The 24015-nt window shown below is 43.1% G+C and carries 14 protein-coding genes; all 14 read left to right on the plus strand.

Going from position 1 to position 24015, the window contains the following annotated elements:
• Window positions 1-127 precede the first annotated feature (127 nt).
• On the plus strand, window positions 128-481 hold the full coding sequence (locus tag DXB54_RS02240) for a TIGR04086 family membrane protein (protein WP_147361001.1): 354 nt from the start codon (window positions 128-130) through the stop codon (window positions 479-481).
• A 150-nt stretch (window positions 482-631) separates the two neighbouring features.
• Window positions 632-781, plus strand: coding sequence for a six-cysteine ranthipeptide SCIFF (scfA, locus tag DXB54_RS02245; protein WP_021938041.1), 150 nt, complete (start codon window positions 632-634; stop codon window positions 779-781).
• A gap of 97 nt (window positions 782-878) precedes the next feature.
• A complete protein-coding gene (gene scfB, locus DXB54_RS02250) occupies window positions 879-2252 on the plus strand; it encodes a thioether cross-link-forming SCIFF peptide maturase (RefSeq protein ID WP_021938042.1) in 1374 nt (457 codons plus the stop codon).
• A gap of 18 nt (window positions 2253-2270) precedes the next feature.
• A complete protein-coding gene (gene secD / locus DXB54_RS02255) occupies window positions 2271-4463 on the plus strand; it encodes a protein translocase subunit SecD (protein ID WP_118694105.1) in 2193 nt (730 codons plus the stop codon).
• 826 nt (window positions 4464-5289) lie between these two features.
• Complete coding sequence (locus DXB54_RS11920) at window positions 5290-7716, plus strand: single-stranded-DNA-specific exonuclease RecJ (RefSeq protein ID WP_118694106.1); 2427 nt, start codon at window positions 5290-5292, stop codon at window positions 7714-7716.
• Between the two features lie 26 nt (window positions 7717-7742).
• On the plus strand, window positions 7743-8267 hold the full coding sequence (locus DXB54_RS02265) for an adenine phosphoribosyltransferase (RefSeq protein ID WP_021938443.1): 525 nt from the start codon (window positions 7743-7745) through the stop codon (window positions 8265-8267).
• Between the two features lie 107 nt (window positions 8268-8374).
• Window positions 8375-10666 carry a RelA/SpoT family protein gene (locus DXB54_RS02270; protein WP_118694107.1) on the plus strand — a complete coding sequence of 764 codons (2292 nt, stop codon included), beginning with the start codon at window positions 8375-8377 and terminating at the stop codon, window positions 10664-10666.
• A gap of 5 nt (window positions 10667-10671) precedes the next feature.
• Window positions 10672-11301: an MBL fold metallo-hydrolase gene (locus DXB54_RS02275; RefSeq protein ID WP_118694108.1), complete on the plus strand. Its 630-nt coding sequence runs from the start codon at window positions 10672-10674 to the stop codon at window positions 11299-11301.
• 80 nt (window positions 11302-11381) lie between these two features.
• Window positions 11382-13580 carry a coproporphyrinogen dehydrogenase HemZ gene (gene hemZ, locus DXB54_RS02280; RefSeq protein ID WP_158578160.1) on the plus strand — a complete coding sequence of 733 codons (2199 nt, stop codon included), beginning with the start codon at window positions 11382-11384 and terminating at the stop codon, window positions 13578-13580.
• A gap of 98 nt (window positions 13581-13678) precedes the next feature.
• The gene (gene aspS, locus DXB54_RS02285) at window positions 13679-15481 is read left to right on the plus strand and encodes an aspartate--tRNA ligase (RefSeq protein ID WP_021938447.1); all 1803 of its coding nucleotides are present in this window, start codon (window positions 13679-13681) and stop codon (window positions 15479-15481) included.
• 79 nt (window positions 15482-15560) lie between these two features.
• Entirely contained in the window at window positions 15561-15992 is a 432-nt protein-coding gene (locus DXB54_RS02290) for a protease complex subunit PrcB family protein (RefSeq protein ID WP_118694109.1), read from the plus strand.
• Window positions 15993-16003: 11 nt separating this feature from the next.
• The gene (locus tag DXB54_RS02295) at window positions 16004-17755 is read left to right on the plus strand and encodes a DUF3794 and LysM peptidoglycan-binding domain-containing protein (RefSeq protein WP_243104725.1); all 1752 of its coding nucleotides are present in this window, start codon (window positions 16004-16006) and stop codon (window positions 17753-17755) included.
• A gap of 214 nt (window positions 17756-17969) precedes the next feature.
• Window positions 17970-23198 (plus strand): InlB B-repeat-containing protein, encoded by a 5229-nt coding sequence (locus DXB54_RS02300; protein WP_118694110.1) that lies wholly within the window; start codon window positions 17970-17972, stop codon window positions 23196-23198.
• A 184-nt stretch (window positions 23199-23382) separates the two neighbouring features.
• Window positions 23383-23913, plus strand: coding sequence for a biotin transporter BioY (locus tag DXB54_RS02305; protein WP_118694111.1), 531 nt, complete (start codon window positions 23383-23385; stop codon window positions 23911-23913).
• Window positions 23914-24015 lie beyond the last annotated feature (102 nt).

Genomic DNA, 24015 nt, shown 5'->3' on the forward strand with positions numbered 1-24015 from the left:
AAAGACACAACAGAGTACAGATATATAATAAAAAAGATCTGACATATCATGAACACCGGGGATGCCGCATATACTTAATTAACAATGTTCCCTTCCGGATATATGGAATAGAAAGGAATTGGTGATCGTGAAGAAGGTCTCGTACATAATGATATCCTGTGGTGTGGCACTGGCCGCCAGCCTGCTGCTGTTGCTGATATCGGCATTTGTCGTGTATAAGTTTAACTGCTCATCCGGGATCATTGATCTGTTTGTCATACTTATATATGTGCTGTCAGCATTTGCAGGGGGCATCACCGGAGGAAAGCTCATAAAGGAGAGGAAGTTCCTGTGGGGGCTGATAATAGGTACGATATATGCCTGCATTATAATTATCGTATCAATTGCAAATCACGGAGGAGTGAGTCTGTTTTCGGTAAACGGCATTACATCCCTGCTGCTTTGCATGGCGGGAGGAACTCTGGGTGGCATGCTGGGCTGAAGAAAACCGAATGACACATGCTGGGCTGAAGAAAGCTGAATATCAGGGAAGACGGCTATAATATTTGATACATGATAAAAAAATACTTTTACTTTCATAAAGTATGTGTTAGAATACAAACAATATGAATTAAAAAGGAGAGGTATACTCATGCAGAGAATAAAGACACTCACAAATAAGACAATGAAGAATACAATGGTTAAGGGCGGATGTGGCGAATGCCAGACATCATGCCAGTCAGCTTGTAAGACATCATGCACAGTTGGAAACCAGAGCTGTGAGAATGTTGAGAACAAGTAATTATACTAATAAGACTGACCAGGTACAGCTAAAGGGGACCGTCTGATGACAGTCCTTTTTGGCGTGTATGGGAAAAAAACGATTAAGGAGAACAATATTGGTTCATCAGTACAAAAATAATGGTTATAATATAGTACTTGATGTATGCAGTGGTTCTGTACATGTAGTGGACGACCTTGTGTATGATATCATCGCAGAGTACGAGGGACATACAAAGGAAGAGGTCCTTGACAAGTTAAGCAGCTACGACAGAGCTGAGGTAAGTGAGGCTTATGATGAGGTTACAGGTCTTGTGGAAGACGGCACATTATTTGCCCCTGATGAATACAAAGATTATATTATAGATTTTAAGAAGAGAAAGACAGTTGTAAAGGCATTGTGCCTTCATATAGCCCATGACTGTAATCTTGCCTGCAGATATTGCTTCGCAGGTGAGGGCGAATATCATGGAGACAGGGCACTCATGTCCCTTGAGGTAGCAAAGAAATCTCTTGATTTCCTGGTTGCCAATTCAGGTTTCAGAAGAAATCTCGAGGTGGACTTCTTCGGAGGTGAGCCTCTCATGAACTGGGACGTGGTGAAGAAGACCGTTGAGTACGGCAGAAGCCTTGAAGAGAAATACGACAAGAAGTTCCGTTTCACACTTACTACCAACGGAATACTTTTAAATGACGAGATAATGGAATTTGCAAATAAAGAAATGGCAAATGTAGTCTTAAGTATCGATGGAAGAAAAGAGGTACATGATTACATGAGACCTACCAGAAACGGTAAGGGAAGCTATGATATACTGCTTCCTAAGTTTCAGGAATTTGCCAAGAAGCGTGGAAACAGAAGTTATTATGTGAGAGGTACATACACTCATAATAATCTGGACTTCGCTAAGGATGTGCTTCATATGGCAGATCTTGGATTTGATCAGATATCCATTGAGCCGGTGGTATCACTTCCGGATGAGCCGTATGCGATAAAGGAAGAGGATATCCCATTCCTTAAGGAGCAGTATGACTTGCTTGCAAAGGAAATGATCAAGAGAAATAAAGAGGGCAGGGGATTCAACTTCTTCCACTTTATGATCGATCTTACCGGCGGCCCTTGTGTTGCCAAGAGGCTTTCAGGATGCGGTTCGGGAACGGAATATATGGCTGTTACGCCATGGGGGGATCTCTATCCGTGTCATCAGTTCGTAGGTGAAGACGATTTCTGCATTGGAAATGTATTTGAGGGCATTAAGAAGCAGGAGATCGTTGATGAGTTCAAGCTGTGTAATGTCTATGCAAAGGACAAGTGTAAGGACTGCTTTGCAAGATTTTACTGCAGTGGCGGATGTGCGGCCAACTCATACAAATTCCATGGAAATATCCTTGACGCATACGATATCGGATGTGAGCTTCAGAAGAAGCGTATCGAATGTGCTATTATGATCAAGGCTGCCATGGCGGACTACGAGGCTGAGAAGGAAGATAATTAAGAATAAAGGAGAACAAAGATGAAGAAAGCAAAGCGTAATGCGGTACTTGTGATAATTGCATTTATACTGTTGCTGGGTCTGGCGGTATTCACCGGATTCTTCGGTATAGGTGACAGGGGACTTATCAAGTACATTAATCTTGGACTTGACCTTAAGGGTGGTCTGAGTGTTACCTACGAAATTCAGGATGAAAAATATTCTGATGCAGATGTTGATGATACCAAGTTCAAGCTTGAGAAGCGTATTGACGCATACTCAAATGAGTACTCAGTTTATCAAGAGGGAAACGGTAATATCACCTGTGAGATCCCTGGTGTTACAAATGCTGAGGAGATCCTTGAGAAGTTAAGCGTAGAAGGTAAGCTTGAGTTCCTTGATCCTGACAACTACACACTGTGGTCACAGGGCAAGGATTATGAGGCTGCTCTTGACGGAAATGATATCAAGGGTGCTGAGGCAAAGATTGTTGATACAGAGACAGGTAGTGACAATGAGGTTGCTCTTACATTTACAACAGAGGGAGCCAAGAAGTTCGGCGACGTTACAAGTGCGAATGTAGGAAAGGTCGTATACATTGTTTATGATAACGAGGTTGTAAGTGCTCCTACAGTTCAGTCAGCAATCACTGACGGAAATGCGGTTATCAACAAGATTGGATCTTATGATGAGGCTGAGAGCCTTGCCACAACTATCCGTATCGGTGCACTTCCGCTTACACTTAAGCAGGTTCGTTCAAATATAGTAGGTGCTACACTTGGTACAGATGCTATAGCAACATCTGTCAAGGCAGGTATAATCGGTATATTCCTTGTATTCATCATTATGATAGTAATATACAGACTTCCTGGTGTGGTTGCTTCACTGGCACTTGTACTTTATACATTACTTGTAATGCTTACACTTAACTACTTTAATATAACTCTTACCCTTCCGGGTATTGCAGGTATCATACTTTCAATAGGTATGGCGGTTGACGCGAATGTCGTAATCTTCACCCGAATAAAGGAGGAGCTTGGGGCAGGTGCAACAGTTAAGCAGGCAGTAGACAAGGGCTTCCATAAGGCTCTTTCAGCTATTATAGATGGTAACGTAACAACACTTATTGCAGCAGTTGTACTTCTTATATTTGGTACAGGTACTATCAAGGGATTTGCCAAGACTCTTGCAATAGGTATCATACTTTCGGTAATCACAGCCCTTGTGGTTACACAGTATCTTCTTAATGCCCTTATTGCTCTCGGCTTAGACAATCCTAAGCTGTTCGGTAAGGCAAAGCAGGCAGGAAAGACCAATTATGTTAAGGCTGGCAAGTTCTGCGGAATTATATCTTTGGTTATTATTATTGCAGGCTTCTGCATGATGCCTGTATTTGCAAAGACTAAGGGAAGTGCCCTTAACCTTAGCACAGACTTCGCAGGTGGTACAAGTATCACAGCAGAGTTTGACAAGAACTATACTCTTTCAGAGGCAGAGCACACCATCGTTCCTGTAATTGCAGAGGCAGCAGGAATAAGCGAGGCTGATATTTCAGTACAGACTGTAGCAGGTACAAATGAGATCGTGTTCAAGACGGTTGAGCTTACAGACAATGGCGATGATTCACAGATGCCTAAGGTTGAGAAAGCCCTTGCCGGTGTAAATGGTACTATCAAGCAGGCAGATAACATCAGTGGTTCTGTCAGTGGTGCCATGACCAAGAACGCTATCATGTCAGTTGTTCTTGCAACAATCCTTATGCTCATCTACATTGCTATAAGATTTAAGGATGTTAAGTTCGGTGCCAGTGCGGTTATGGCACTTGTCCACGATGTTGCAATGGTATTCGTGGTATATATCCTTCTGAGACTTTCAGTTGGTAACACATGTATCGCATGTATGCTTACAATAGTAGGTTACTCAATAAATGCAACCATCATCATATTCGACCGTATAAGAGAGAATGTCTCACTTATGGGTACAAAGCAGTACAACTATAAGGAAATTGTAAATGCTTCAATAAACCAGACATTTACAAGATCCATATACACATCCCTTACAACGTTTGTAATGGTATTCGTGCTTTATATCATGGGTGTTGCTTCAATTAAAGAATTTGCCCTTACTCTTATGGCTGGTATCGTAATAGGTGCTTATTCATCAGTATGTATCACAGGTCCACTGTGGTATTTCATGAAGACAAAGCTTGGTAAGAAGAAGGCTGCAAATGAATAAAGATCATCACTTGGATGTGACCGGAGCCTGGAGATAAAACATTCCGGCAGTCACTGACTTGTTGATACCGGAAAAGGCTTGGGAATATTCTTCCTGAGCCTTTTTCTGAAGAAGGATGAGAATCGGCACGCTTGTATTGGGAATGTGACCTGAAAATCGATATTGATGATGTGGGTCAAGGGAAACCGGGTTGAAAAATGACCTGAAAATGCAAATTTTGAAAATAGGTCAAGGAAAACTGGGTTGAAAATTGACCTGAAAATCAATATTGATGATGTAGGTCAAGGAAAACTGGGTTGAAAAATGACTTGAAAATCAATATTGATGATGTAGGTCAAGGAAAACCGGGTTGAAAAGTGACCTGAAAATCAATATTTATGATGTAGGTCAAGGAAAACCGGGTTAAAAAATGACCTGAAAATCAATATTGATGATGTAGGTCAAGGAAAACCGGGTTGAAAATTGACCTGAAAATCAATATTGATGATGTAGGTCAAGGAAAACCTGGTTGAAAAATGACCTGAAAATCAATATTGATGATGTAGGTCAAGGAAAACTGGGTTGAAAATTGACCTGAAAATGCAAATCTTGAAAACAGGTCAAGAAAAGTCAAAGAAAAAATTGACCTGAAAATGCAAATCTTGAAAACAGGTCAAGAAAAGTCAAAGAAAAAAGTGACTTAAAAATGCAAATCTTGAAAACAGGTCAAGAAAAGTCAAAGAAAAAAGTGACTTAAAAATGCAAATTTTGAAAGCGGGTCAAGAAAAGCAAAAAAATATGACCTGGATGTTCAAGATAAAAAAAAGATACTACAGCAGGAGGAAGAATGGCCAGATATACAAAATATGATACGAAATGGACAGTGTATGGCAAGAGAGCAGACTTCTTCGCCAATGCAAAGAGATTTAATATAGATCCGGTTACGGCAAGAGTCATCAGAAACAGGGACATAATAGGCGATGAGGCTATAGAAATGTATCTGAATGAAGATATGAGCATGGCACATGAACCATCCCTTATGAAGGATATGACAAAGGGCTGCCGGATCATGCTGGATAAGATGAGAAAAGGAAAGAAGATCAGGATCATATCGGACTATGATGTGGACGGAGTGACTTCAAATTATATCCTCTACAAGGGTCTTCTTAAGGTATATAAGAAGGTAAGCCGGGAAATCCAGGAAGACCGGAGAAATCAGGAAAATTCAAAAAGCTGTGAAGACCGGAGAAATCAGGAAAATTCAGAAAGCTGTGAAGACTGGAGAAATCAGGAAAATTCAGAAAGCTGTGAAGACCGGAGAAATCAGGAAAATTCAGAAAGCTGTGAAGACCGGAGAAGTCAGGAAAATTCAGAAGACCTTGAAAGCCACCAAGATCATGAAAACCGGAAGAACAGGATAGTCCCTTACATAGACTATGATATCCCTCACAGGATTACGGATGGATATGGAATAAATGTGAGAATGGTGGACAAGGCATACGCAGAGGGTATAGATACCATAATAACCTGCGATAATGGCATTGCGGCATTTCCGGCAGTGGAACGTGCCAAGGAGCTGGGCATGACAATTATTGTCACAGACCATCATGATGTTCCATATGATATTGTGCCGGACACGGATGTTGAGCCGGGTAATACAGCAAATTCGGGTGATACAGCAAATTCGGGTAATACAGCAAATTCGGATGATACAACAAAATCATATAACACAACAAATTCAGGTGGCACAACAAGAAAATACAAAATAGTTCCTGCGGACGCGGTCATTGACCACAAACAGCCGGACTGCCAGTACCCATGTAAGGAATTGTGTGGGGCGGGAGTGGCATTTAAGTTTATTCAGCTGCTGTTCAGAATGTCCGGTATTCCCGAAAAAGAAGTCATGGAATATATAGAGTACCTTGGTATAGCCACGGTGTGTGATGTTATGAATTTAGTGGACGAGAACAGGGTGTTTGTGAAGCTTGCTCTTAAGCGGCTGAGACACAGCAGCAATAAGGGACTGGCGGCTCTTATAAGGAACAGCGGTATTGCAGACAGGATAAGCTCATTTCATCTGGGCTTTATCATAGGTCCGTGTATCAATGCGGCGGGAAGACTGGATGACGCCAGAACAAGCCTTGAATTTCTTTTGGAGGAGGATTCATTTGTAGCTGAGACCAGAGCGGTGGAGCTTATAAACATAAATAACGAGCGTAAGGATATGACCGTAAAGGGAACGGAGATCGCCATGAAGCTTATTGACCAGGGTGATACCTCCATATATGCAGGAACCTGCTTTGATGTATGGACACAAAATGCCGACACACAGAATATATTCCCAGAGACAGAGGGCAATAGAAACAATATAGAAGCTCTGTCCAATGGGGCAGATGATAATAGAAACAACATAGAAGCTCCGTCCAATGGGGCAGATGATAATAGAAACAACATAGAAGTTTTGTCCAATGGGGCAGATGATAATAGAAACAACATAGAAGCTCTGTCCCCGGAGACAGAGGGTAATAGATATAATATAGAGGTGCCGTCCCTTGAGGATGATGTATTCGTCATATACATACCGGGTCTCCATGAAAGTCTTGTGGGTATTGTGGCGGGACGTATAAAGGAGAAATATTACAGACCGGTGCTGCTCTTTACTGACAGTGAGGAACCGGGTATCATGAAGGGCTCCGGGCGTTCCATAGAAGGCTACAATATGTACGACGAGATAAATAAGGAGTCAGACCTGTTCGTCAAGTTCGGAGGCCATGAGATGGCAGCGGGATTTTCTATAAAGGCAGAGAATTTCAACAGCCTAAAGAGAAATCTCAACCGAAACAGCACCATGGGAGAGGAGGTGCTCACTCCGAAGCTTAGGATAGACGTGCCTATGCCGTTTTCATATATTACCCAGAAGCTGGTAAATGAGCTGTCGGTGCTTGAGCCATTTGGAAAGGGAAATGAGAAACCGGTATTCGCCCAGAGCGGGGTAAGGGTGAAAAAGGCGGTGATAATGGGAAGAAATAAGAATGTGCTTAGGTTTTCACTGGCAATGGACAACGGAGGTACCATAGAAGCCGTAGATTTTACCCCGGATGTTATCATTTCTAACATAAAAGAGTGGTTTGGACAGAGTGAATGTGATAAAATGTTTAAGGGATTGTCCAATAATGTGGTATTGGATATTGCGTATTACCCAAATATAAATGAATTTGCAGGAAGAGCCAGTATCCAGATAATGCCTCTTGCCTACAGAAAGCATACTTCATAGAAAAATTGAGAGCGAGGTATATATCAATGAGTGATGTAGAAAAGTATATTAAGAGTATTCCTGATTTTCCACAGCCCGGAATTATTTTCAGAGATGTGACCAGCGTTATTGAAGATCCTAAGGGACTTCAGATTGCTATTGATGATATGTCAGCAATGCTTGATGGTGTTGATTATGACGTTATCGCAGGAGCAGAGTCAAGAGGATTTATATTTGGTGCACCTATCGCATACAAGAACGGCAAGGGATTTGTCCTTGTAAGAAAGAAGGGTAAGCTGCCCAGAGAGACAGTTGAGATGAGTTATGATCTTGAGTATGGCAGTGCTACCATAGAAATGCATAAGGATTCCATTAAGCCGGGACAGAAGGTAGTTCTGGTGGATGACCTTATTGCAACAGGAGGGACTATCGAGGCAGCAGCCAAGCTGGTTGAGAAGCTTGGGGGCGTGGTTGTTAAGATGATCTTCCTTATTGAGCTTACAGACCTTAAGGGTCGTGAGAGACTTTCAAAATATGACATTGACTCACTGGTTAAATTTGACGGTGAGTAAGCTCCGGACATATCTGGCAATGAATGACAGAGCAGTCTGTTGACCGGATCTGAAGATGATCAGATAATAAGACATTTACTGACGAAATAGCGAAAAGTGGTGATTGTATGGATAACATAGCAGAAATACTTGGAGAAAAGAATAGTGATTCAAAGCAGAAAAAGAGGGATATAGAGCTTTCGACACCGGCGGATTTCACCCCACCGGAGGAGTTATATAAGGATCTTATTGACAAGATCCGCACCTATCATCCTTCTACGGATATCTCTATGATCGAGAAGGCCTATAAGGTTGCCAGTAAGGCCCATGAGGGTCAGCTAAGGAAGTCCGGAGAGCCTTACATCATGCACCCGCTGTGTGTGGCTATAATCCTTGCTGAGCTGGAGCTTGATAAGGAGACAATTGTTGCAGGTATACTTCATGATGTGGTGGAGGATACTGTCATGACCTCTGAGGAGATTGCAAAGGAATTCTCGGAAGAGGTTGCTTTTCTTGTGGAAGGTGTAACAAAGCTGACACGGTTGAAGATGACAACAGATAAGATAGAGGTACAGGCTGAAAATCTTCGTAAGATGTTCCTGTCCATGGCAAAGGATATAAGAGTAATCCTTATAAAGCTTGCAGACAGACTTCACAATCTTCGTACATTGCAGTACCAGACCCCTGCCAAGCAGATCGAGAAGGCAAGGGAGACTATGGATATATATGCACCTATCGCCCACAGATTAGGTATCAGTAAGATCAAGGTTGAGCTGGATGACCTTTCCATGAGTTACCTTATGCCTGAGGTATATGCAGACCTTAAGAAGCAGATCGATGACAGACTTGTGGAGAGAGAAGCATATATCAAGAGGATCGTTGCGGATGTTAAGAAGCATATAGATAACGCAGGGCTTGAGGCTGAGATCGACGGAAGGGTAAAGCACTTCTTCAGCATCTACAAGAAGATGAAGAACCAGAATAAGACTCTTGACCAGATCTATGATATATTTGCAGTGCGTATCAAGGTAGAGACAGTGAGAGACTGTTACTCGGCTCTCGGAATAATTCATGAAATGTACAAGCCTATACCTGGCAGATTCAAGGATTATATTGCCATGCCTAAGCCGAATATGTACCAGTCTCTCCATACAACCCTTATCGGACCTGAGGGTCAGCCATTTGAGATCCAGATCCGTACCTATGAAATGCACAGAACTGCCGAATATGGTATTGCTGCCCATTGGAAATACAAGGAGAACATCTCCGGTACAGTAATGCAGAAAGAAGAGGAGAAGCTGTCATGGCTCCGCCAGATCCTTGAGTGGCAGAGAGATACAGATGATAATAAGGAGTTCATGAACTTCGTTAAGACAGACCTTGACCTGTTCGCTGAGCATGTGTATTGTTTCACCCCTGCCGGCGATGTTAAGAACCTGCCTAGCGGTTCCACTCCTATTGATTTCGCTTACGCCATCCATACTGCTGTAGGTAACAAGATGGTGGGAGCGAGGATAAACGGAAGACAGGTGCCTATTGACACCAAGCTTTCAAATGGTGACAGAGTTGAGATCATTACTTCCCAGAACTCTGCGGGACCATCAAGAGACTGGCTTAACATAGTGAAGTCAACCCAGGCAAAGACCAAGATAAATCAGTGGTTCAAGCACCAGTTCAAGGATGAGAATATCAGTCGCGGACGTGAGCTTATACTTGGCTACTGCAAGTCCAAGGGCATTGATTTCGCCAAGTACAATAAGCCTGAGTATATAGAGAAGATATTAAAGAAGTACAATTTCCAGGACTGGGATTCTGTTATGGCTGCCATAGGTCACGGTGGAATAAAGGAAGGCCAGGTAATAAACAAGCTTATTGAGGAGTACAATAAGGATCAGAAGGAAGCCCTTGCAAATGAGGACATAATCGAAGAGTACAGCCAGAAGAAGATGAACCGTACCCATGGCCAGGGTGGTATCGTGGTCAAGGGCGTGGATGATGTGGCAGTGCGTTTCTCCAAGTGCTGTTCTCCTGTTCCGGGAGACGAGATCGTGGGATTCATCACCAGAGGCCGAGGAATTTCCATTCACAGGACTGATTGTATAAATGTGCTGTGTATGAGCGAGGCGGACAGAGCCAGGATAATAGATGCAGAATGGCAGGAAAATGCCGTTGAGGCCAACACATATATGACTGAGATAAACATATATGCCGATGACAGGAACGGAATACTCTTTGATATTACCAAGATCTTAAGCGAGGCAAATATTAACGTGAACAGCGTAAACAGCCGGACCAGTAAGCAGGGTAAGGCGACTATCACTATTTCTTTTGAGATCAAGTCAAAGGAGCAGCTTAACTCCATAATCTCAAAGATTAGAAATGTGGACAGTATTATAGATATCGAAAGGACAGCAGGTTAATATAAATGGTAAAATTAATAGTAGTAACCAGTGAACTGGGTGGCTTTCAGACAAATTGCTATATGGTGGTAAATCCTGAGACCAGGGAGGCAGTAGTCATAGATCCTGCCTACGATCCCCAGTATATATTAGATACCCTTAAGCAGGAGAACTTTAACTGCGTGGCAATATTCCTTACCCATGGACACATGGATCATATAGGTGCCCTTGAGGATGTGAGAAAGGCAACCGGTGTGAAGTGTTATGCCTCTGAAGAAGAGAAGCCTGTACTTAACAGTGTAAAGGGCAATCTCTCCGCCATGTTCGGAAAACCTATTACAGTGGATGCAGACATATACCTTAAGGATGGAGACGAGGTTAAGATACTTGGCACTACAGTAAAATGTTTGAGCGTTCCGGGACATACAGCCGGAGGCATGTGCTATTATTTCCCTGAAAGCAATATAGTATTTACAGGAGATACTTTATTTAAAGGCAGCGTTGGAAGGTCAGATTTCCCTACAGGTAATGCCCAGGCACTTATTGATAACGTGTCAGAGAAGATCCTTGTGCTTCCTGAGGACACAGTGGTTTATCCGGGACACGGAGAGTCAACTAAGATCGGAAGAGAGAAGAAGTATAATCCATTCTTTTAGTACATCATATCGGGCATTGGATATTTGGTGTTAATGAGAGGTGCAATATAAATAGTTTAAAGATGGATTTTGAATAAATTATGATTTATCTAATACAGAATACAGAAATTTACAACAATGATATAAGGGTCATGCTGCAGGCATTTTATCCCTCCCACAAGATAATCAATCATGACAGCCTTGCGAGGACGCCCGATCTTTTGGATACGGCGAAGCAGGAGGTGTTCATGACGTTTGCCTTTAGATGTGATGAGACGGGCATAGACATGAAGGTCTACGATGGATTTGTGCCGGAGGAAATTCCGGGAGATACGATTGACCGGAGGGATATTCCGGAGACTGTATCAGGAGCTGTATCGGAAGCCGGGAACGAACAGAATCAAAATATCAGATCTTCGGCTTTCATGGCATGTGATTATACAGACAGGGAAGCGGTAAGAAATCCTATGAAGCTTAAGATGTATGGAATGCTCACAGAGCTTGCGGGAAGAGAGCTTCCGTGGGGAACTCTTACAGGCGTCAGACCTACCAAGATCGCCATGGCGATGGTGGAGCAGGGCATGACTGACGAAGAGATAGTAGCCCGTTACAGGGATGAATACAGCGCAGACAGCCATAAGGCGCAGATGTGTGTTGATATTGCCAGACGTGAGAGGAGACTTATAGATCAGGTAATGTCCCGTGGGGACAGACCATATTGTCTGTATGTAGGAATACCGTTTTGCCCTACAAGGTGTCTGTATTGTTCATTTACCTCGTATCCTATAGGAGTGTATAAGGATAAGGTGGGTGAATATCTTGATGCCATGGATAAGGAAATGGCGGTTACGGCTGAACATTACAGGGACAGAAAGCTGGTATCCATATATGTAGGCGGTGGAACCCCATCCTCCATAAGTGCAGGTGATATGGACAGATTATGTACCATGATAGAGAAGCACTTCGATACAGCGTCGGTCATGGAATATACGGTTGAGGCAGGAAGACCTGACAGCACAACGGCAGATAAGCTTAAGGTTCTTAAAAGCCACGGCGTCACAAGGATAAGCATAAATCCGCAGACCATGAATGATGAAACCCTTAAGACCATAGGAAGGGCACATACTGCAGATCAGACAGTGGAGGCGTTCCGCCAGGCAAGGATTGAGGGTTTTGACAATATAAACATGGATCTTATAGTGGGACTTCCCGGGGAGGACGCCGGTCTTGTGGAGAACACACTTAAGCAGGTGGAGGAGCTGGCTCCGGAGAGCCTTACGGTACACACTCTCGCCATAAAGAGGGCTGCAAATCTTAAGGCAAGGATGGACGAATACAAGGACAGTCTCAAGACAGATGTGGACACACAGCTTAAGCTGGTAAATGAATGTGCCGCAAGAATGGGACTTAATCCATATTACCTGTACAGGCAGAAGAATATGGCAGGAAACCTTGAAAATGTAGGCTATGCCGCAGAGGGACTTGAGTGTCTGTACAATATCCTCATAATGGAAGAGATAACGGACATAGTTGGAATAGGTGCAGGAAGCTCCTGTAAGCTCATAAAGAAAAATCCTGAGGGTTCTGAGAAGCCATTCAGAATAGAACGTACAGAGAATGTTAAGAATGTTGATGAGTACATCTCAAGGATTGATGAAATGATAGACAGAAAACGTGACAGTTACGGAAATAACGAGAATAAGGATTACTACAGGGATGATCTGGAGGACGCCATAAAGCATGGAGTATGTGTAAGTATACTGGCCTCAAGACTTGCAAGGGCTGTGGGGCTTGATGATGAGACGGTGAATAAGATCGCCATGGCAGGCATGCTCCACGATATAGGTAAGATGAAGATTACCCCTTATATAAACGGAAGAAAAGAGGATTCCATGAGGATCGAGGAAATGAGGTATGTGAGACTTCATGCAAGACTTGGAAGCGATATCCTTGTGAAGCAGGGATATGATAAGGAGATCACGGATATGGTCCTCTATCATCATGAGAATTATGACGGCTCCGGATATCCTTTCAGGATGAGCGGTGAATCCATACCTATAGGCTCAAGGATAATAAGGATATGTGACGTGTTCACGGCTCTTGTCAGCGACAGATCCTACAGAAAGGCATTTGACGCGGAGACAGCTATGAGAATGGTCATTGATGAGGTGAGACATTTTGACATGAAGATATTCCTGGTGTTCATGGAGCTTGTGAATACTACGGATGTTGTCCGGGAGATACAGGACATAATCCATAGCAAGAACAACTATGACAAGGCATGGAGTGAAATAATGTAAGCTTTTCTATTGATTATTTTCAGAAAAAGTTATAAAAATATATAGAGATAATAAATAGGTTAATATATAAAATATATTGCCAAGGAGGAAATATAAAAATGGCAGAGACAATGAAGGGACTTAAGAGAAGTCACAGATGTACAGAGGTAAGCAGCTCTCTTGCAGGTCAGAAGGTTACTGTAATGGGCTGGGTACAGAAAAGCAGAAATAAGGGTGGCATCATCTTCGTGGACCTCAGAGACAGAAGTGGTATCCTTCAGATAATATTTGAAGAGACAAAGTGCGGAAGTGAATGCTTCGAGAAGGCGTCAAAGCTTCGTTCAGAGTTTGTTGTGGCAATAGAGGGAACAGTTGAGCTCCGTGCAGGTGCTGTCAACAAGAATCTGGCAACAGGTGATATTGAGGTTATAGCTTCAAGTCTCAGAATACTTTCTGAGGCAGAGACACCTCCATTCCCAATCGAGGAGAACAGCAAGACAAAGGAAGAGATCAGACTTAAGTACAGATACCTTGACTTAAGACGTCCTGACCTCCAGAGAAACCTTATGCTCAGAAGTAAAGTGGCAACCATTGCCAGACAGTTCATGGCTGATGAGGGCTTCCTTGAGATAGAGACACCTATGTTATGTAAGTCAACACCTGAGGGTGCAAGAGATTACCTTGTACCAAGCCGTGTGCATCCGGGAGAGTTCTATGCACTTCCACAGTCGCCACAGCTCTTCAAGCAGCTTCTTATGTGCTCAGGCTACGACAGATATTTCCAGATCGCAAGATGTTTCAGAGATGAGGATCTTCGTGCCGACAGACAGCCTGAATTCACACAGATGGATATGGAGCTTTCTTTTGTGGATATTGATGATGTTATTGATGTAAATGAGCGACTTCTTGCCAAGCTCTTCAAGGAGGTTCTTGACGTGGATGTTGAGCTTCCTATCAAGCGTATGACATGGCAGGAGGGCATGGACAGATTCGGTTCGGATAAGCCTGACTTGAGATTTGGCATGGAGCTTCATGATATCAGCGATGTAGTTAAGGATTGCGGCTTCGGAGTATTTACAAATGCCATTGCAGCAGGCGGTTCAGTCCGCGGTATCAATGCAGAGGGACAGGGCTCGCTTCCAAGAAAGAAGATTGATGCTCTGGTTGAGTATGCCAAGACATACGGAGCAAAGGGTCTTGCATATATTGCTATAGGAGAAGACGGAAGTCTTAAGTCATCATTTGCCAAGTTTATGACAGAGGATGAGATGAGCAACATAGTTGCAGCTATGGAGGGTAAGCCGGGAGACCTGCTTCTCTTCGTGTCTGACAAGAATAAGGTTGTATGGGATACTCTTGGAGCACTGAGATGTCACCTTGCAGAACAGATGGGACTTCTTGACAAGAACGTGTTCAAGTTTGTATGGATCACAGAGTTCCCACTTCTTGAGTGGTCAGATGAGCTTGGAAGATATCAGGCTATGCACCATCCATTTACAATGCCTATGGAGGAGGATCTCCAGTATATTGATTCTGATCCGGGCAGAGTACGTGCAAAGGCATACGATATCGTATTAAACGGAAATGAGATCGGTGGCGGTTCAGTGAGAATACACCAGGATGATATACAGGAGAAGATGTTCGAGTGCCTTGGATTCACAAAGGAGCAGGCATATGAGAGATTTGGTTTCCTTCTTGATGCATTCAAGTACGGAGTACCACCTCACGCAGGACTTGCATACGGTCTGGACAGACTTGCAATGCTTATGGCTAAGCAGGATTCTATTCGTGACGTTATTGCATTCCCTAAGATTAAAGACGCTTCATGTCTTCTTACAGACGCACCTAGCCCTGTGGATGATATTCAGCTTAAGGAGCTTGGAATCCTTGTAGAGAAGGATCAGAAAGAGGAAGAACAGTAATAGGGAGCAGCTTGTAAATGAGGCTTTGCAGCAGGAAATGTTTAAAGCCGGAAAATTTTTAAAATAATTAAGAGGTAATATGCAGAAAAAATTAAGAGCAGTATATTTTTACCTTAAGATAATGACAGCAGGATTGTTTATATCCTGCTGTTTTCTTTTATGTGGATGTAATGTCTATACCATGTCAGACAAGGGAAATGATGTGAGCTACGATATCTGCGAGGAGGGGCTTATGCCTGATGAGCTTAAGAATATAGTTGATGACAAGCGGGAGCAGGAGTTTAAGATTACTTATACCAACAACGATTACACCTATATCGTCATAGGGGCAGGAAGAAGAGATCATGATAACATAAGGATAGACGTGGATAAGGTATATAAGGATGAAAATGCAATCTATATAAAGAGTGTACTCCGTTCCATTGCCACTGCCACGGATTCCGGGACCATGACCTGTCCCGTAGTGGTTGTGAGGATAGAACGCACCATGCTTCCGGTGGTGTTCCGATAGATGGTGTTCCGATGGAGAAAGCTTCGGAAAATGGAATATATGAAACAGGTAATGCCGTAGGCTTTTGTGTCATAGAACCGGCAGGCGGCACATATAATTTTATCAGACGAATATTTTCATGCAGCAGACAGCCGTACAGGCAAATAATAAATAAGGAGTGGGATCAAGTGGAATTAACGAAGAACAGGCTTACTACCAGTATACTTAAGGCGTCAAAATATATTCAGTTCACTATAGATGATGATTTCAATATACCTGATTCAAGGGAAGATGTGGATAAGGTCATAATGAGCCGGGGAAATGTTATAGTGGAGAACACAGATGTGTTAGAAGGCCGTATAGTTGTAAGCGGAATCGTGGTGTTCAAGATCTTATACCAGAGTGCCTCCGGGGAAGAGGACAGTGACAGTGATAAGGGTGATGTTCCTGTGGTGTGCTTTGAGAGCGAGATCCCCTTTGAGGAAAGTGTGGTTGTTGAGGATCCTCATGAAGAGATAAAGCCGGGAGACCGGGTGGATGGAACATACACCCTTGAGGATCTGTACATAACCGTCATCAATAGCAGGAAGATTGAGGTCCGGGGACTGGTGGGTATGAAGCTTGCAGTATATGACAGGGCGTCAATAGAGGCGGCAGTGGACGTGGCAAATGCCTCCGGTATATCCTGCTGTTATAAGAAGTTTTCTTGTACCAATATGGTCACAAGCTGCAAGGATATGATCAAGGTCAAGGAAGAGATACAGCTTCCTGCTTCAAAGCCTAATATAAACCGGCTTATCTGGGATGAGGTATCCTTCAGGAAATTTGACATGAAGCCAATGAACGGCAGTATCAGTGTAAGCTTCGAGATGGAGCTGTTTGCAATTTATAAGGGAGAAGAAGAGGGAACCCCGCTGTCATTTGTCAATGTCACAAAGGAGATAAACAGCAGCATAGAGTGTCCGGGTGTGTATGAGGACATGATCCTTGACGGCTTTGTAACGCCGGGAAAGGGCAATGTGACCGTGAAGCAGGATTCCGACGGCGAGGACAGGATAATATATGTTGAATATAACCTTGCGGCGGAAGCCAGGGTTTATGAGGACAGGGATATAAATATCCTTGAGGATATGTTCTCCGGTACGGCAAATATAGAGCCTGTAAGGGAGGAGTTCCGGTATGAGACCCTGAGGGTCAAGAACAATGCCAGAACCAAGATCACCAGAAAGGAACGGCTTAAGAGCAGTGCACCGGGCATACTCCAGATACTTTTTGTGTGTGGGGATTGCGATATAGACAGTGTTAAGCTTATGGATGACCACATTGAGATATCGGGAGCCGTCAGGGCATATATAGTCTATGTGTCAAATGATGACACAAGGCCGATCTTCCAGATAGAGGCGGTGCTTCCTTACACCTACAATGTGGAAACGGTGCAGCTTAAGGATGATGACTCCGTAAGAATCACTCCCGGGGTGGATGCCATTACTGCTGACCTTATAAATAATGACGAGGTTGAGATCAAATGCGTGGTGGCAATGGACGTTACAGCATTTGCAAGGAATAGCTGCAGTCTTATTACCGATACGAAGATCCTGCCGGTGGATATGGATAAGAAGGCTGCCGTTCCGGGAATCACAGGTTACGTGGTGAAGGAGGGGGATACGGTTTATAATCTTGCCAGAACCTATTACTCCAGCGTGGACTCCATAATTAAGATGAACAATCTTGGGGAGGGAGACATAAAGACAGGCGACAGGATCATAATTGTAAAGTGCCCATGATCTAAAAAACATAATAGCCGGAATCCATGATTTAACGAGAATCATGATTTAACGAGAACCATAACAGTGCGGTACCCCAAATCTCCAAAATGCTGAAAAAATATATAGCCTTTTCCTTGACAATATATTACAATTATTATATCTGCTTTTTGTGCAATATATATAATTTTTAACACTGAAATGTGTAGGTGATCAAAGGAGAAGGAGGATGTAAATGAAGGAGAAGAGAGGTATAAGAAGTGCGTTCAGGAATACGATGATCGTCGCACTTCTTGCATGTGTTATGGCTCTCGTGCCGTCTGTGGCAGCACATGCGAAGTTTGAGAATTACTCAGAGGGTGGGACTTCCACCAATAACGACCATACAGGAAGATATAGCGGTCTGTCCAGGTCGTATCTTATTGAGGGGAAAGACGGAGGCTTTCAGAGACTGGAATACAGATCCGGTGATGGACTTTTTGTGGAAAACTATACCGCAGATTTCAGCTATATTGCTGATTCTAAGAAGAGTATAGAGATGGAGCTTCCGCTATTTGCAGGTTTTTATGAAAGCAATGGTTATTATTTTCTTGTATTTGGACAGAACAACATGGACGAGTCTGATACAGTGGAGGTTATCCGTGTTGTGAAGTATGACAAGAGCTGGAACAAGCTTGGGGCAGCACAGATTTTTGGGGCAAATACCCAGAAGCCATTTGCAGCGGGAAATGTTTCAATGGCTGATGATGGCACCAACCTGTATCTGAGGACATGCCATACCATGTACAAGGCTGACGACGGCTACAATCATCAGGCAAGTATCATGATGAAGATTTCCATATCTGATATGGAGGTTATATATAACAACTACACAGTTGCAAATGTTGATCATGGATATGTCAGTCATTCGTTTTCACAGGACATATTCTATGATGACAGCACAGGTACAGTATATGCCACAGACAGAGGTGACGCATATCCAAGAAGCCATGTGCTTATGAAGTATACAAAACTTGGAAGCGAATATTTCAGTTCAAAAACCGCCAATGTGACCATTATGAGCTACGGAGGTGAGACCGGAGATAACTATACCGGATCATATGTAAGTGGGCTTGAGGTTACAGGATCAACTATTCTTTCTGCCGGCTGCAGCATAGACCAGAGTAATTACAGCAGCAGTACTAAGAGAAACGTATATGTGGCAGTTGTGGATAAGTCAGGTTATAAGCTGGATAAGATCGTGAATCTTTCGGCTTACGCAGAGAACGGTACAGATAACGCATTAAGACCTTGGCTCGTAAGGGTGAGTGATGACGTATTTGCCGTGTTATGGGAGACAGATATAAGCAAGAGGCAGGTTCACTATGCATTTGTTGATGCCCGTGGCAATATCCTTGCATCAGAGCGTGTTGTGTCCGGAACATTGTCAGACATGAAGCCTATAGTAAAGGGCGGCAGTATAATATGGTATGTAACGAGACAGAGCAGTCCTGTTTTCTATATGCTGCCTGCAACACCCGGAGCCGATATACCTGCCGGGGAAGCCGGGGATACAGCTAAGGTAAACGGTCTTGTGTACACACTGACAAAGCATGATGACGGAAGTCTGAGCGCCTGGGTTACAGGCAATGAGCCGGGAGAAGTAAGCATTACAAGATTACAGATTCCTGACACTGTTGCTGTAAATGGCAGTGAGTATACCGTAGACGGTATAGGTGACAAGGCTCTTTCGGGACTTGGAAGCATGTATTATGCAGAGTTTGGGGCAGGTATAACCCATTTTGGCAACAATATATTCGATGGCTGTACATCACTTACGACTATCAAGAATAACTCGTCGGTGAAATATACGCTGCCTTCATCCCTTGGAAATACCAACAAGTATCTCATGTACTGGAGATCTTACAACAGCTCCACCGGATCAGTTGGCAGTATTGTAGCAGAGATAAGTGGCGGTGAGGCGGCAATACCGGCATTCACAAGTAACAAGGTCACTTATAAATTTAATACAGATGGCGGAAGTGCCATAGATGATATAACAGCATTTGTATATCAGCCTGTAAAAGCCCCGGCAGATCCTGTAAAGAAGGGCTATGTGTTCGGCGGCTGGTTCAGGGATTCTGCATTCACCCAGAAGTGGGATTTTGAGAAGGACTCAGCAAATATAAGCTATAGCACTGTAGTGACATTATATGCAAAGTGGACATATGAAATTGAACTTATGGAGGTGATAACGCCTGCAACGAATACAGTGTTCAACGAGCACTCAAAGAATATCAATCCTGAGGGACTTGTAATGAGATTTACATATTCTGACGGAGATGTTGAGACTGTAACCTACGGTCAGGCAGGAAGCAAGACCGGTCATGTAATGACATACAGTATCTCTGCAGCTGCATACAACAATGGTTACTATAAGGCCGGACAGTATACCATTACCGTAGAGTATGAGGGATGTCTATACGACTATGATATAACCATAGAGGCATATGCAGGTAATACGCCAATAGAGGTACAGAATAATTCTTCTGTAAAGGTAGAGCTCGATGCGGATTATCAGTATTACAAATTTGTTCCTGAGCATACCGGAAAGTACCAGATGTATACAGAGGGAAAATGTGATACATATGGAATACTTTATGAGGAAGTGGAAGGCACTGAACTTATAAAGGATGATGACAGCGGAGAAAATCATAATTTTATGATTTCATATACGCTTGAGGCAGGAAAGGCTTATTATCTGAAAGTAAGACCATACAATACAACTGCAGGCAAGGTTACTGATACAACCCTTGCCATCCGTTTTATTCCACAGATCACTGAGGTGATTCTGGAAAATGATGGTCAGACAACATATATGGAGTATGTGGAAACCGGAAATTACAGTTCGGCGCCATATTATATGGCGGATATGAAATTTGTCGTACACTATGAGACCGGTGAGACGGAGAATATAGAAAACGGAAGTATAAAAAATACCAAGATAGGTAATGCTTCTGTTTCCTATGAGATCAGAAAGGACGGTCAGAAGGTAAGCAGCGTATCTAATCTTGTGGCAGGAAGCTATGAGAAATGTCTGCTTATTGGAGGCGAGCTTAAGTATTCAGCGCCATTTACAGTAACACCGATATCAGATAACGACTTGTACGAGGCTGACAGATATTATGATAATGATGTAACAGATAAAATGGTGGTATATGGATACACCGCAACAAAAACAGGCTACGTTAATGTGGAATTTGAAGCTAAAACAGGGCTGACCCTTAACAAGCTGGTGGACAGTGAAGGTAATATTGTATCAAATGACCGGAGATATTACAGTTATGGAAGTGGTATGCGTACCGTAGAGATAACCTTCCAGGCAACAGAGGGTAAGACATATTATATTGCCATGAACGGCTTTAAGTCTCCTTATACCATGAGGATAGTATCTGCAGGCCGGCAGAACAGGACGAATATCAAGAGCCTCACAGTGGGTGCCATAGAGACACAGCTTTATAATGGCTCAGAGCTTAAGCCACAGGTAGAGGTTAAAAACGGTACCACAGTTCTTGCCCCAGGTAAAGACTATGAGGTGGTCTACAAGGACAATGTGAATGCAGGAACTGCCACAGCAGAGATCCGGGGAATGGGCGCTTACGGTTTCAGGACATTTGCAGAGTTTAAGATAAGGAAGAAGATCGGTGACTGTGAAGTAGTCATAACAGGAGATCCGGAATATACAGGAAGCGAAGTGATACCGGGGGATGTAAAGGTATACGATGGGGACAGGCTTCTTGCCTGTGGCACTGACTATAGTATTTCATATAAGGACAATGTATATGCAGGTGCCGGAACAGTTACAATCACCGGTATGGGACTTTACGTTGATACTGTAGATAAGAAATTTGTTATTAATAAGGCGGCAAATATCATAAGCAGTGAGGATGTTGTCTTAAGCTATGGCGGTGTGTCAAAGCCTGTGCCGGTAAATGTGCTTGAGGGAGCTGAGACAGTATTTGCAATTGATGACAGAACGGTTGCAACAGTTGATGAATCCGGAGATATAATACCGGTAGCAATTGGCAGCACAAAACTTACAATAACAGCTAAAGAGACAGAGAATTACAGACAGACAAGCACTGTAATAAATGTAACTGTAGAGAAAGGTGACATAAACGGCATGACCGTATACAGGGCAGTAAAGGCAGGAGAAGAGACAGAGATTGGGATACCTGTACAGGAATTCCTTCCTGCATTAAACGATGGTCTTGAATACGGCAACATCAGCGTAGATGTGTCAGGCAGGAAAATGCCTGATCACATAACCGGTTTAAGTTATGAGGATGGCAGGTTAAGCATCTTCACAGATTCGGAGCTTGCGGATGGAGATATTGTAACAGGTTTGGTCAGCATAGAGACGGACAATTACAATGTGACAGATGCAAAGTATGTAATAGAAACAGGAACAAAGGATATACAGTCCGGTGAACTTACAGGAATTGTTGACAAGGAGTACACCGGTGAAAGCATTACTCAGGACGTAACAGTTCTGTTAAATGGAGCACCTTTGAATACTACATACTATGAGGTGACCTATGAGAATAACAAAAATGCAGGAACAGCTACTGTGGTTGTATACGGAAGAAACGGATACTCAGGAACACTTAGAGGAACATTCGCTATTACTCCTGTAGACCTTCAGAATGCGGAGGTTAAGTTGGAAAAGACCAGGTACGAATACACAGGCAGTGACATATGTCCTGTTCCGGAGGTTATATATAACGGAATTGCCCTTGTTAAGGATAAGGATTACATATTGATCTACAGCGACAACAAGGAGGCAGGAACAGCCACTGTTACGGTAAAGGGAACCGGTAACTACACAGGTGATATAAGCGTTGAGTTTACTATAGTAAACAATGTGCCTCAGCTTGGCAAGGTAAGCGGAATAAAGGCTACCCCGGCTGCAAATACCATGAAGCTTGAGTGGAGCAGGCTGGCTGACGCCCAGGGCTACATCGTCTACAGATACAGTACGGCAAGCCATAAGTGGGAGCGTCTCGGAAGTACAAAGAATCTCTTCTACTATGACAGGAACCTTCCTTCAGGCACTACCCAGTGGTATGTGGTGAGAGGATATGTGATAGCTGACGGCAAGACCTATATGGGACCATGCGATACATCAGCACCTGTCAAGACAACTACACTTCCTGGAGCTGTAAACTTTAAGCTTTCATCTGCAAGCAAGGGTCAGGTAGATATAACCTGGTCCACAGTTACAGGTGCTACAAGCTATGCAGTGTATTACAAGACCTCTGCAAATGGCAAATGGCAGAGACTTACAGTTACCAAGAGTCTGAAATACAGCAAGACAGGATTTAAGTCTGGCAGTACATATTACTTCACTGTGAGAGCTTACAGACAGTATGGTTCAACTGGATATCCTGGAGCCTACAGTGCAAAGACCGTAAAGATAAAGTAATAAATTTATGATTAATGATCTTAGATCATATCCTCAGATTATATTTAAAAGCAAATGTCAACCCAATGTTTAATACATAGGTTGACATTTGCTTTTTAAGCACATATAATACAAAACATATTATGTGTGCTGCCTGTGGATTTTTCCATTAGCATTTATAATGGGCAGCGGAATGGAGATTATGATGAAAAAGACATTTAAAACCTCAGAGCTGGTTATAATGGCGTTATTTACAGCCATATTGTGTGTATCTGCGTACATAAGCATACCTATAGGTATAGCAAGTATTACACTGCTTAACTTTATAATTCTGCTTATTGCGTTTGTTTTTCCACTTAGAGACTCGCTGATCATAGTTATTCTGTGGATGATAATGGGAGCCTGTGGTATACCGGTATTCATTATGGGACATAGTGGAGTAGGCTATCTTCTCGGTGTAACAGGTGGATACACATGGGCATTTCTTGTGGTAACTATCTATCTTGGCCTTGTGAAGGGCAAGCAATACAGCAGACTAAAATACACTATACATGCCATCATTGCTTCTATACTCGTTGATCTCGTTGGTATGATATGGTGGATGGTCCTCGGAAAGCTTACATTAAAGAGTGCATTTCTTATGGGATTTGTTCCGTTTATACCGCTCGATATGGTGAAGTCTGTGGTGGCAGCACAGATCTGTCCGGTATTTACAAGATTACTGCCACAGGATTAAGAAAAAACATCTTATCAATACTTCCGGCGCAGGTTATGGTAAAATATATCTGTGAAAAATGTCGACTGATGTAAGAGTGGGCGATACACAAAGGCAGATTAA

The organism is Coprococcus sp. OM04-5BH (assembly GCF_003482105.1).
Classification (GTDB): Bacteria; Bacillota; Clostridia; order Lachnospirales; family Lachnospiraceae; genus Coprococcus.